The following is an 11667-nucleotide window of genomic DNA, read 5'->3' as shown; positions in this document are numbered from 1 at the left end:
ATATTCATAAACCAGAACAGAAAGAAGATCTGCGTGATGTTCGGCAGACCGGAAACCACCACCGCCTGTAAAGCGCAGAAGTTCTACGCTTCGGTACGTCTCGACATCCGCCGTACCGGCGCGGTGAAGGAAGGCGACGAAGTGGTCGGCAGCGAAACCCGCGTCAAGGTCGTGAAGAACAAGGTCGCTTCGCCGTTCCGTCAGGCCGAATTCCAGATCCTGTACGGCAAGGGCATCTACCTCAACGGCGAGATGATCGACCTGGGCGTGCTGCACGGCTTCGTCGAGAAGTCCGGTGCCTGGTATGCCTACAACGGCACCAAGATCGGTCAGGGCAAGGCCAACTCGGCCAAGTACCTGGCGGACAACCCGGACGTCGCCGCCGCGCTCGAGAAGCAACTGCGCGACAAGCTGCTGTCTTCGTCGGCCGTTGCCGATGCCAAGGCTGGCGCTTCGGTCACCGAGACCGAAGACGACATGGCTGACGCCGATATCTGAATGCTGCGATGACAACCGCCGTACTCGATACCCTCGTCGCGGTGCGGCGAACCGCCATGGACCTGCTCGCACGACGCGAGCACGGTCGAGTCGAGCTGACGCGCAAGTTGCGTCAGCGCGGCGCCCCAGATGAAATGATCGAATCCGCCCTCGACCGTTTGACGGAAGAGGGATTGCTCAGCGAAGCACGTTACCTTGAAAGCTTTGTCTCCTACCGCGCCCGCGCCGGCTACGGCCCGATGCGGATTCGCGAAGAGTTGAGCCAACGTGGCTTGCAACGTGCCGACATCGACCTTGCCCTGCGCGAGAGCGGCATCCGTTGGCAGGAGCAGCTTGAGGACACATGGCGACGCAAGTTCTCCGGGCAACTGCCTGTAGACGCCAAGGAACGGGCCAAGCAAGGCCGCTTCCTGGCCTACAGGGGATTCTCGATGGAGATGATCAACCGCTTGTTCAGCGGTCGAGGGATGGACGATTGAATGAAAACGGCCCGCTATTTCGATAGCGGGCCGTTTTTTTTGCTTTCACGTCGCCTTCGAAGGCTCCCGGTTGCGTTGTGGGGTTTGCGGTCTGGGCCGGGCCCAGTTTTCCGGCAGGTTGATGTAGTCCACCAGCTCCCGCAGCCGCCCGTGATCCCGGGCGTTGAACGCGAAGGTCAGCCGCGCGAGATGGCTGTACTGGGCTTCGTCTTCTTCGCTGTTGAAGGTGTGCTGGTGGAACCGGTCGCTCAGGCACAGGTCGGCGAAAGCCTCCTGCATGTGGTCGAGGGCCTGGTCGCTGAGCCTGTGGTTCATGCGGATCAGGAACTGGCGCTTGAGCCAGCGGCTGGAGTGGAAATTGCCGTAGAACTGCTGGATCTGTTCCACCGCCTCTTCGGCGCTGTACACCAGGCGCATCAGTTTCAGGTCGGTCGGCAGGATGTAACGGTTGTCCTCCAATTGTTGGCGGATGAAGTCCAGTGCGCCTTGCCAGAATGTGCCGCCTGGCGCGTCGAGCAGCACCACCGGCACCAACGGGCTTTTGCCGGTCTGGATCAGGGTCAGCACTTCGAGCGCTTCGTCCAGGGTGCCGAAGCCGCCCGGACACAGCACCAGCGCGTCGGCTTCCTTGACGAAGAACAGCTTGCGGGTGAAGAAAAAGTGGAACGGCAGCAGATTACCGGTGCCGCCCACCGTCGGATTGGCGTGCTGCTCGAAGGGCAGGGTGATGTTGAACCCCAGGCTGTGGTCGCGGCCGGCGCCTTCATGGGCGGCGGCCATGATCCCTCCGCCGGCGCCGGTGATGACCATCATTCCTGCACGGGAAAGCCCGGCGCCCAGCTCACGGGCCAGCGCGTACAGCGGATGTTCGACCGGCGTGCGCGCCGAGCCGAACACGGTGACCTTGCGTCGCCCCTTGAACTGCTCGAGGGTGCGGAACGCCTGCTCCAGCTCGCGCAGGGCCTGCAGGGTGATCTTGGCGTTCCAGCGGTTGTGGTCGTCCTGGGCCATGCGCAGCACGGTCAGGATCATGTCGCGGTAGATGGGAAGGTTGGGGCTGTCGGGTGAAACGAGGTTGAGTTGCTCTTCGACCTTGCTGACGAGGTCGTGGCCGCTTTCCTGAAAATGCCGGCTGAGCAGGTCATTCGGTTGGTAAGGCATTCAACGTCTCCTTCTGCACAGAGCCTTTGTGCCCTGACGAGCGGCGTCAGTGCCGCGCTGCAACAAATGTCCGGTGGGCAGCTCCTTCCTGCCGCGAGAAAATGAACGGGAAACACATTCAATCTAGACCGTCGCAAGACAGTTCGCCGACTTCATCATTGCGCCGCAAAACCTTTGCCGGCAACCGCTTATTGCCGTTTTGCAAGGTGCTTTCGCCGCTCGTCCGAAGCCCTGCCGGGCGGCCGATGCTCTGATTTACTAAGTTACAGGCGCGGTACGACAGGTTTGCGTCAGCGGCCGTACACGGGGCGCATGCGATTCAAGGATTTGCGGGTGGCAAGGAGGCGGAACATGGCCAGAGTCATTCTGGAGATCGATACGCAGCTGTATCGGTTGCTCAAAGCGTCGGCCGAGACCAATCATGTGAGTCTCGAGGAGGAGTGCTGCCGGCGCCTGGCGGGAGGGGAGCGCCGCTCGCGCTACCTGCAGGCCTTGCTGGCCGAACTGCGCGCCGAGGATGAACAGCGGCGCGCCAATTCCAGGTGATTACTTCTTCTTGGCCGGGCCGGCTTTCGGGCAATCCGACTCTTGGTAGCTGGCGGAGCCGACCGGACGGTTGGTCTTCACTTCGGTGAAGTCGTAGCGCATGACCGCGCCCTTGGCCATCAGCTTGCGGTACGACGGGTTGTTGCACACCGACGCGCCCAACTGGAAATACACGGCCTTGGGGTCGGCGCGCATCTGGTCGGCATGGCTCTTCTGCACGCTGAGGTGGTTGATCAGCGTAGTGCCTTCGACGGTGTAGCCCTGATCGAGAATGTCCTCGTTGATCGCCCGAGGCGTGCCGACGCTGCTTTGCGTGGCGACGTTGCGCAGCTCCCTGTTCAGGTTCTGCTCACTCAGGGAGGCAGCCTGGGCGCTGAAGGAAGACGCCAGTGCAATGGCAGCGACGGGAACGATAAGGCGCAGCATGAAACTCTCCTGGTTCAGTGACTGGTGGTTCGACCAGCCACGGGGCTGTGCGTTCAGTGGCGGCGAATTATAGGGGAGCCGGTCGGGAGGGTACAGGCTTGCGCCCGCCGCTCTGGTAAACTGCCGGCCTTTTACCGCCCTGCCGAGTGTTGTTCGTGTCGAGTTTCCCTGTCTGCCGGCGTCGCCCGCAATGAACCATGCCCCCAACGCCGTGGCCCGCCTGCGCGACCGGCGCGAAGACGAAGGCATCAAGCCGATCCAGGCCCGCGGCTGGCGCGCGCCCCGTTGCCGCGATTGCCGGGTGATCCAAAGCCATTGCCTGTGCGCCTGGCGACCGACGGTCGAGTCCCGTTCCGGCGTCTGCCTGATCATGACCGGCAAGGAAGTGTTCAAGCCCAGCAACACCGGCTGGCTGATCGCCGACGTGGTGCGCGACAACCATGCCTTCATCTGGTCGCGCACCGAAACCGACGGGCAACTGCTGGCGCTGCTGAACGACCCGCAGTGGCAGCCGTATCTGGTGTTCCCCGGCGAGTACGTCGAGCCGTCCCGGGTGACCCACACCGTGGCGCTCGACGGCGGCAAGCGGCCGCTGTTCATTTTGCTGGACGCGACCTGGACCGAGGCCCGCAAGATCTTCCGCAAGAGTCCGTACTTCGACCGGTTGCCGATCCTCAGCCTGCTGCCCGACAGACTGTCGCGCTACCGCCTGCGCCGCTCCACCCGCAGCGAACATTTGTGCACCGCCGAAGTGGCGGCGCTGTGCCTGGAACTGGCGGGCGATTCGGACGCCGCCTCGGCGCTGGACGCCTATTTCGATGTGTTCAGCCAGCATTACCTGGGCGCCAAACAGCAGCAGGAGGTCAATGTGTCCACCCCGGCCCATGCCGAGCTGCTGCCGTTCCTTCATGCGGCGCCAGCGGTGTCGGCCTGATACTGGCCCATACTGCTAAAGCAGGGGGCGTTGCGCTTGACCACCCTGTCTTCGCTGGGCATGCTTGGCGCCGGTTCGGGGGCGGCCAAGGTCTGAAACGCCGTTTTTTTCCGTGATTGGCGTTGAACGTGCCCCTGTGGATACCGCTGTCCGGCGGTGTCTCGAGTTGCCTTGGCATGGCCTGAATGCATCGGGCCAGCCATCAAGAACAGGATCATTTGAAAAATGGCCACATACGACATCCTGATTGCCGATGACCACCCTCTGTTCCGCAGCGCGCTGCATCAGGCGCTGACCTTGGGCCTCGGCCCGGATGTGCGGCTGGTGGAGGTGGCGAGCATCGCCGAACTGGAGGCCCGCCTGACCGAAAAGGCCGACTGGGATCTGGTGCTGCTGGACCTGAACATGCCCGGCGCCTACGGATTCTCCGGGCTGGTGCTGCTGCGCGGCCAATACCCGCAGATTCCGGTGGTCATGGTGTCGGCGCAGGAGGAGGCCTCGGTGATGGTCAAGTCCCGGGAGTTCGGCGCCAGCGGCTTCATTCCCAAGTCCAGCGACCTGAACGTGATCCAGGAAGCGGTGCGCAAGGTGCTGGACGGCGATGTGTTCTGGCCGCCCCAGGCGTTCGAGGCCGTCAGCGTCTCCAAGGAAGCGAAGGCCGCCAGCGATGGCCTGGCCAGCCTGACGCCGCAGCAGTTCCGGGTGCTGACCATGGTCTGCGAAGGGCTGCTGAACAAGCAGATCGCCTATGAGCTGAACGTGTCGGAGGCAACCATCAAGGCCCACGTCACGGCGATCTTCCGCAAGCTGGACGTGCGCACCCGCACCCAGGCGGCGCTGCTGCTGCAACAACTTGAGTCAATTCCCAGCCAGTGAGGGCTGGCGCCTTCACGCTTTTTTGACTTTCGTTGATCTAGCTTTCCCACTCCTTTTTGGTCGGTTATCTACTTTATGTCACCTTTCAAGGGCCAGACGGGCCTCAAACGCATCCTCAACGCCTCCGGCTACTCGCTGGACGGCTTGCGCGCAGCCTTCAACGGCGAAGCGGCGTTCCGTCAACTGGTGCTGCTCAACGTGGTGCTGATCCCGCTGTCGTTCTTCTTGGACGTCAGCCGGGTCGAACAGGCGCTGCTGATCGCCGTGTGCCTGCTGGCGCTGATCGTCGAGCTGCTGAACTCGGCGGTCGAGGCGGCCATCGACCGCATCTCCCTGGAACTGCACCCGCTGTCCAAGAACGCCAAGGACATGGGCAGCGCCGCGCAGTTCGTGGCCCTGAGCATGATCGCCCTGGTCTGGGCGGTGATCCTGCTCTAAGCGATGCTGGGCAGCACGATCTCGTCGCTGCGCTGCACCCCGGCGGTGAAGGCGCGGCACAGTTCGAGGAATTCGCGCATGGCGGAGGTCTGGTACTTCTGCTTGTGCCAGATGAAGTAGAACTGCCGCGCCAGATCCAGGTCCGGCGTCTCCACCGGCACCAGGCTGCCGCGCCGGAAGGCGTCGCGCAGCGCCAGGCGCGAGATGCAACCGATCCCCAGCCCCGACTCCACCGCGCGCTTGATCGCTTCGGTGTGCTCCAGTTCCAGCCGGATGTTCAGCGCGCTGCGGTGATGGCGCATGGCCTGATCGAAGGTCAGGCGCGTGCCGGAGCCTTGTTCGCGCAGGATCCACGCCTCGTGGGTCAGTTCGTCCATGGTCACGCTGCCGCGCTTGGCCAGTGGATGCTGCGGGGCGCAGAACACCACCAGCTCATCTTCGACCCAGCTCTGCACCTCGATGTCCGGGTGGCTGCAATCGCCTTCGATTAGACCCAGATCAATTTCGTAGTGGGCGACTTGCTGCACGATGTTGGCAGTGTTCTGCACATGCAGCTTGACCTGGCTTTCCGGGTGGCGCTGCATGAAGCCGCCGATCAGCAGGGTCGCCAGGTAATTGCCGATGGTGAGCGTGGCGCCCACCGACAGCGAGCCGAAACCGGACTTGCCGTTGAGCAGGTCTTCGATTTCCTTGGCCTGGTCGAGCATCGCCACCGCTTGCGGCAGCAGTTGCTTGCCCAGGGCGTTGAGGCTCAGGCGCTTGCCGGCGCGGTCGAACAGCTGGCAGCTGGACTGACGCTCAAGTTCAGTGATCGAGGTGCTCGCCGCCGATTGCGACAGGTTGAGCAGCCCGGCAGCGCGGGAAACGCTTTCCTGCTGGGCCACGGCGACGAAGACTTGCAGTTGACGGAGTGTAAATCGCATATCGATATAACCGATAACCGTTATCTTGATAATCCAGTTAACAGATATTGTCGGCGCTATTAGAATGCGATGCAATTGCGCACCGTCGGCGCTCTTCGAGAGCAGTGCAGAGCAAGGCGCAGATCAATCTCCAGGAGTCCCCCGTACATGAGCAACATGAACCACGAGCGTGTCCTCAGTGTTCACCACTGGAACGACACTCTGTTCAGCTTCAAGTGCACCCGCGATCCGGGCCTGCGCTTCGAGAACGGTCAGTTCGTGATGATCGGCCTGCAACAGCCCAACGGCCGCCCGCTTATGCGCGCCTACTCGATCGCCAGCCCGAACTGGGAAGAGCACCTGGAGTTCTTCAGCATCAAGGTGCCTGATGGCCCGCTGACTTCCCAGCTGCAGCACTTGAAGGAAGGCGACGAGATCATCATCAGCAAGAAGCCGACCGGCACCCTGGTGCTGGACGACCTGAACCCGGGCAAGCACCTGTACCTGCTGAGCACCGGCACTGGCCTCGCCCCGTTCATGAGCGTGATCCAGGATCCGGAAACCTACGAGCGCTTCGAGAAAGTGATCCTGGTTCACGGCGTTCGCTACGTCAACGAAGTCGCCTACCGCGAGTTCATCACCGAGCACCTGCCGCAGAACGAGTTCTTCGGCGAAGCGCTGCGTGACAAGCTGATCTACTACCCGACCGTGACCCGCGAGCCGTTCGAGAACCAGGGCCGCCTGACGGACCTGATGCGCAGCGGCAAACTGTTCAGCGACATCGGCCTGCCGCCGATCAACCCGCAGGACGACCGCGCGATGATCTGCGGCAGCCCGAGCATGCTCGACGAGACCAGCGAAGTGCTCGACAGCTTCGGCCTGAAGATCTCGGCCCGCATGCGCGAGCCTGGCGACTACCTGATCGAGCGTGCCTTCGTCGAGAAGTAAGCCGTAACCTGCGGGAGCGAGCCTGCTCGCGATAGCGCCGATCCGGTCAGCCTCGATGTAGACTGCCGAATCACGATCGCAAGCCTCGCTCCCACAGGCATGAAAAAGCCCGCGTTGCCTTCACAGGCAACGCGGGCTTTTTCGTTTCCGGGGTTCAGGCGCCGGCGGGAACCACTTCCAGGACGCGGATCCGCTCCGGCGTCGGGTAATGCCAGCGCACGTCCAGGTCCCAGAACTGCGCACCGTACTCGCGTTCGGGGCCGGGCGTCTGGTAGGCCGGGCGCGGATCCTGGGCCAGGCATTGCTCGATCAGTTCGACCAGCGGTTCGCCGAGGCGCTGTGCGTGCCCGTGGGCCTGTTGCAGCGCCGCCGCCGTCCAGTCCACCTCAATCAGCACCGGTGCGGCGCTGGCGATGCCGTTGGCGGCCTCGGTGACGCTGTCGGCGTAAGGCACGTAAGGCTTGATGTCGAGGACCGGCGTGCCGTCCAGCAGGTCGATGCCGGAGATGAACAGGCGGTCGGCCTCGACCTTGTCCAGCCTCACCACGGACTGGCCGATGCCGTTGGGCCGGTGGGTGGCGCGGGTGGCGAACACCCCCATGGACTTGTTGCCGCCCAGACGGGGAGGGCGGACCTTCAGGCGCGGCTTGTCTTCCAGCGCCTGATGGAACAGGAACAGCAGCCAGACATGGCTGACCTGCTCCAGGCCCTGCACCGCGTCGCCCTGATCGAACGGCGCCACCAGCTCCAGCACGCCGCGGGCGGCCGGGGCCAGTTGCGGCTGGCGAGGGATGGCGAACTTCTCCTTGAAGCAGGAGCGCACGAAGCCGATGGGGGACACGCTGTAGGTCATGGCTCAGCCGCGGACGCGCAGGGTCAGGCCCTTGAGGAAGTTGCGCAGCAACTGATCGCCGCACGGACGGTAGTTGTTGTGGCCGACCTTGCGGAACAACGCGCTCAGCTCAGGCTTGGACACCGGGAAATCGACGGACTTGAGGATGACGTGCAGGTCGTCTTCCTTCAGCTCGAAGGCCACGCGCAGCTTCTTCAGGATGATGTTGTTGGTCACCGGCAGCTCCACCGGCAGGGGCGGGCGGCTGTCGTCCTTGCCGCGCTTGAGGATCACCAGGCCGTCGAGGAAGTGGGCCATGACGTCGTCCGGGCAGCGCACGAAGCCTTCTTCGTCCTCTTCCTTCTTGTCGAGGTAGGCCACCACGTCTTTCAGCGCCACGTCCATGCCGCCCATCTTGGTGATCTCGACGACTTTCTTGTCGCTGATGTCGAGCATGTAGCGCACGCTGCGCAATACGTCGTTGTGAATCATGTGCAATCCTGAGGGTTCGTTGTGGGCACCGCGCGGGCGGTGCCGGAATGTCGGGAGGCGGCCGGGGGTCAGAACTTCTCTTTGCCGGACAGGTAGCGCCATTGGCCCGCCGGCACCTTGCCGATGGACACGCCGCCGATGCGGATGCGGCGGATGCCCAGCACCTTCAGCCCGACCGCTTCGCACAGTTGGGCGAGGAGACCCGGCTGCGGGTTCTTCATGGCGAAGCGCAGGCGGTTCTCGCTCTGCCAGCTGGCCTTGACCGGCGGCAGCTCCTTGCCCTTGACGCGCAGGCCGTGCTGCATGCGGTTCAGGCCGTGCTCGGTCATTTCGCCCTCGACCTCGACCACATACTCCTGCTCGATTTTCGCGGCGTCGGCGGTGAGCTTGCGCAGCACTTTCCAGTCCTGGGTGAACACCAGCAGGCCGCTGGCGCCCGGCTGCAGGTCGGCGCCGGCGGTCAGGCGCAGGAAGTGCCCGCGCAGCGGCCGTTTGCCGAAACGGTGCTCTTCGCTGAGGGTGTCGGCGCCGAGCGAGCGCATGGCGGTCTCGGTGTCCATGCCGGCCGGCACGTTGAGCAGCAGGGTCACCGGCTCCGGCGCGGTGGCCTTGGCGTCCTTGTCGAGTTCGACCTTCTGGTCGCCGACCTTGAACTGCGGCTCGTCGATGACTTTGCCGTCCACGGTGACCCAGCCGCCCTCGATGAACAGTTCGGCCTCCCGGCGGGAGCAGCCGACCAGTTCGATGAGGCGTTTGGAAAGGCGGATCGGGTCGGTCATGACGGGGCCACAATAAAAAAGGGGTGGGCATTGTACCTGCATGGGGGCGCCAAGGCCCGGATCCATTTCGGTCCGCTGCATTTCCTGTGCGGATTTGACGCAGGAGCCAGCCTGCTCCCGCATCGGTTTTGTGGTGCGGCCAAACCTGTGGGAGCCAGCCTGTTGGCGATGGCGCCGGTGAAGGCGCCGCAATGCCTGAGCAAGGCAGTCGCTCCCCTGTGCCGTTCAGCCCGTGCTCGAACGCTGCCGGTCCTGGCGCAAGCGCATGTGCAGCAGCGGATAGGGCTGGCCCATGCCGTCGACTTCCGACCGGCCGATCACCTCGAAGCCTTGCTTGAAATAGAAGCCCAGCGCCTGGGGATTCTGTTCGTTGACGTCCAGTTCGTCGGCGTTCAGGCGCTCCAGGGCGTAGCGCAGCAATTGCTTGCCCAGGCCCTGCCCGCGGTGGTCGGGGTCGATGAACAGCATTTCCACCTTGCCCGCCGCCACGCCCGCGAAGCCGGTGATGCGCTGGCGGTGGTCCTTGGTGCAGATCAGCATCACGGCATCCAGGTAGCGGGTCAGCACCAGGTCCTTGAGCAGCAGGATGTAGCTGTCCGGCAGGAAGTCGTGGGTGGCGCGCACCGAGGCCTCCCAGACCCGGGTCAGTTCCGGGTAGTCGCTCAGTTTCGGCGTGTGGATGACCGAAGGGTGACGCATGTCCGTTTGCCTCCTCATCAGGTGATCCACCAACGATAGCCGTAAAAAAGCCCCGCATCTCGGCAAAGAGAGCGGGGCTTGGCTTTCAGCGGGCCATTCCCTGCGGGAGCAGGGGTTGCCGAATCAGATCTGTTCGGCCCAGAGGTCGTACTCGTCGGCGTCGGTCACCTTGCACCAGACCTTGTCGCCCGGCTTGAGGTTGCTGCCGTTGTCGATGAACACGTTGCCGTCGATTTCCGGGGCATCGAAGAAGCAGCGGCCGACCGCGCCTTGCTCGTCGACTTCGTCCACCAGCACTTCGATCTCGCGGCCGATGCGCAGTTGCAGGCGTGCCGAGCTGATGGCCTGCTGGTGGGCCATGAAGCGCTCCCAGCGGTCTTGCTTGACGTCGTCCGGCACGGTTTCCAGGCCCAGGTCGTTGGCCGGGGCGCCTTCGACCGGCGAGTACTGGAAGCAGCCGACGCGGTCGAGCTGGGCTTCGGTCAGCCAGTCCAGCAGGTACTGGAAGTCTTCCTCGGTTTCGCCGGGGAAACCGACGATGAAGGTCGAGCGGATGATCAGGTCCGGGCAGATTTCGCGCCAGTTCTTGATCCGCGCCAGGGTCTTGTCTTCGAACGCCGGGCGTTTCATCGACTTGAGGACCTTGGGGCTGGCGTGCTGGAACGGGATGTCCAGGTACGGCAGGATCTTGCCGGCGGCCATCAGCGGGATCAGCTCGTCGACGTGCGGGTACGGGTAGACGTAATGCAGGCGCACCCAGACGCCGAGGGTGCTGAGGGCTTCGCACAGCTCGGTCATGCGGGTCTTCACCGGCGCGCCGTTCCAGAAACCGGTGCGGTATTTCACGTCGACGCCGTAGGCGCTGGTGTCCTGGGAGATCACCAGCAGTTCCTTGACGCCGGACTTGACCAGGCGCTGGGCCTCGTCGAGCACATCGCCCACCGGACGGCTGACCAGCTTGCCGCGCATCGACGGGATGATGCAGAAGCTGCAGCTGTGGTTGCAGCCTTCGGAAATCTTGAGGTAGGCGTAGTGGCGCGGGGTCAGCTTGACGCCCTGCGGCGGCACCAGGTCGATCAGCGGGTTGTGGTCCTGCTTGGGCGGCACGACTTCGTGCACGGCGCTGACCACCTGCTCGTACTGCTGCGGGCCGGTCACGGCCAGCACGCTCGGGTGCACGTCGCGGATGTTGCCTTCTTCCACGCCCATGCAGCCGGTGACGATCACCTTGCCGTTTTCCTTGATCGCCTCGCCGATGACTTCCAGCGATTCGGCCTTGGCCGAGTCGATGAAGCCGCAGGTGTTGACCACCACGACATCGGCGTCCTGATAGGTGGACACCACGTCATAGCCTTCCATGCGCAGCTGGGTCAGGATGCGCTCGGAGTCGACCAGTGCTTTCGGGCAACCCAGGGATACGAAGCCAACCTTGGGATTGGCCGGCGCAGGAGTGGTGGACATGTCTAACCTCGGTGTCTGTGACGTCGCTTGCCTGATGCATGAGCCGACGGACGGGCGCTTGAACTGCGCCTCTGATCAAAAAGTGCGCAATTCTAGCGACGAGCAGCGCACTTGACCAGCTTTATACGGGGAAATGCGACGAGTGCTGCGCTATGCTTCGCGCCAATGCGCTTTACCGCTTTTTTACAGTCAACCA

Annotated in this window: 14 protein-coding genes and 1 pseudogene; 7 read left to right on the top strand and 8 right to left on the bottom strand. The window is 63.5% G+C overall.

The features are described from left to right. Both ACIP0B_RS20390 and recX read left to right on the top strand, forming a co-directional pair. Positions 1-498, top strand: a pseudogene (locus tag ACIP0B_RS20390) (DNA recombination/repair protein RecA); the annotation flags it as partial. Positions 499-506: 8 nt separating this feature from the next. After that, positions 507-977: a recombination regulator RecX gene (recX, locus tag ACIP0B_RS20385; RefSeq protein WP_400835464.1), complete on the top strand. Its 471-nt coding sequence runs from the start codon at positions 507-509 to the stop codon at positions 975-977. A gap of 45 nt (positions 978-1022) precedes the next feature. Here the strand turns inward: recX and ACIP0B_RS20380 are convergent, their stop codons facing one another. After that, entirely contained in the window at positions 1023-2138 is a 1116-nt protein-coding gene (locus ACIP0B_RS20380) for a TIGR00730 family Rossman fold protein (RefSeq protein ID WP_400835462.1), read from the bottom strand. 351 nt (positions 2139-2489) lie between these two features. Here ACIP0B_RS20380 and ACIP0B_RS20375 point away from each other — a divergent pair, with 351 nt between their 5' ends. Beyond that, positions 2490-2684: a hypothetical protein gene (locus ACIP0B_RS20375; RefSeq protein WP_085581529.1), complete on the top strand. Its 195-nt coding sequence runs from the start codon at positions 2490-2492 to the stop codon at positions 2682-2684. Here ACIP0B_RS20375 and ACIP0B_RS20370 read toward each other — a convergent pair whose 3' ends face one another. Next, positions 2685-3110, bottom strand: a complete 426-nt coding sequence (locus ACIP0B_RS20370) for a PA3611 family quorum-sensing-regulated virulence factor (protein ID WP_400835460.1) — start codon at positions 3108-3110, stop codon at positions 2685-2687. 190 nt (positions 3111-3300) lie between these two features. On the opposite strand from ACIP0B_RS20370, the gene ACIP0B_RS20365 reads away from it, so the two are divergent. The 3 genes from ACIP0B_RS20365 to ACIP0B_RS20355 all read left to right on the top strand — a co-directional run bounded on the left by ACIP0B_RS20365 (position 3301) and on the right by ACIP0B_RS20355 (position 5358). Beyond that, positions 3301-4044: a tRNA-uridine aminocarboxypropyltransferase gene (locus ACIP0B_RS20365; protein ID WP_400835458.1), complete on the top strand. Its 744-nt coding sequence runs from the start codon at positions 3301-3303 to the stop codon at positions 4042-4044. 225 nt (positions 4045-4269) lie between these two features. Next, entirely contained in the window at positions 4270-4920 is a 651-nt protein-coding gene (erdR, locus tag ACIP0B_RS20360; protein WP_085581536.1) for a response regulator transcription factor ErdR, read from the top strand. Positions 4921-4995: 75 nt separating this feature from the next. Next, positions 4996-5358 (top strand): diacylglycerol kinase, encoded by a 363-nt coding sequence (locus ACIP0B_RS20355; RefSeq protein ID WP_085581538.1) that lies wholly within the window; start codon positions 4996-4998, stop codon positions 5356-5358. Here ACIP0B_RS20355 and ACIP0B_RS20350 read toward each other — a convergent pair. Beyond that, the gene (locus ACIP0B_RS20350; RefSeq protein ID WP_217893395.1) at positions 5355-6281 is read right to left on the bottom strand and encodes a LysR family transcriptional regulator; all 927 of its coding nucleotides are present in this window, start codon (positions 6279-6281) and stop codon (positions 5355-5357) included. The two genes, ACIP0B_RS20355 and ACIP0B_RS20350, sit on opposite strands and share 4 nt — an antisense overlap. A gap of 147 nt (positions 6282-6428) precedes the next feature. Between ACIP0B_RS20350 and fpr the strand changes: the two genes are divergently transcribed. Further along, positions 6429-7208: a ferredoxin-NADP reductase gene (fpr, locus tag ACIP0B_RS20345; protein WP_003222277.1), complete on the top strand. Its 780-nt coding sequence runs from the start codon at positions 6429-6431 to the stop codon at positions 7206-7208. 154 nt (positions 7209-7362) lie between these two features. Here fpr and tsaA read toward each other — a convergent pair whose 3' ends face one another. From tsaA to rimO, 5 genes are all read right to left on the bottom strand, one after another. After that, positions 7363-8061, bottom strand: coding sequence for a tRNA (N6-threonylcarbamoyladenosine(37)-N6)-methyltransferase TrmO (gene tsaA / locus ACIP0B_RS20340; protein ID WP_400835455.1), 699 nt, complete (start codon positions 8059-8061; stop codon positions 7363-7365). Between the two features lie 3 nt (positions 8062-8064). Further along, entirely contained in the window at positions 8065-8532 is a 468-nt protein-coding gene (locus ACIP0B_RS20335) for a DUF1456 family protein (RefSeq protein ID WP_085581544.1), read from the bottom strand. A 68-nt stretch (positions 8533-8600) separates the two neighbouring features. Beyond that, the gene (locus tag ACIP0B_RS20330; RefSeq protein WP_400835453.1) at positions 8601-9311 is read right to left on the bottom strand and encodes an rRNA pseudouridine synthase; all 711 of its coding nucleotides are present in this window, start codon (positions 9309-9311) and stop codon (positions 8601-8603) included. Between the two features lie 225 nt (positions 9312-9536). Then, positions 9537-10010: a GNAT family N-acetyltransferase gene (locus ACIP0B_RS20325; RefSeq protein WP_400835451.1), complete on the bottom strand. Its 474-nt coding sequence runs from the start codon at positions 10008-10010 to the stop codon at positions 9537-9539. 123 nt (positions 10011-10133) lie between these two features. Continuing rightward, positions 10134-11471: a 30S ribosomal protein S12 methylthiotransferase RimO gene (gene rimO, locus ACIP0B_RS20320; protein WP_400835449.1), complete on the bottom strand. Its 1338-nt coding sequence runs from the start codon at positions 11469-11471 to the stop codon at positions 10134-10136. Between the last annotated feature and the right edge of the window lie 196 nt (positions 11472-11667).

Source organism: Pseudomonas sp. NPDC089534, from assembly GCF_044749305.1.
Lineage (GTDB): Bacteria > Pseudomonadota > Gammaproteobacteria > Pseudomonadales > Pseudomonadaceae > Aquipseudomonas > Aquipseudomonas ekonensis.
The sequence above is the reverse complement of the archived record's forward strand: the minus strand, read 5'-3'. Positions and strand labels throughout refer to the sequence as shown.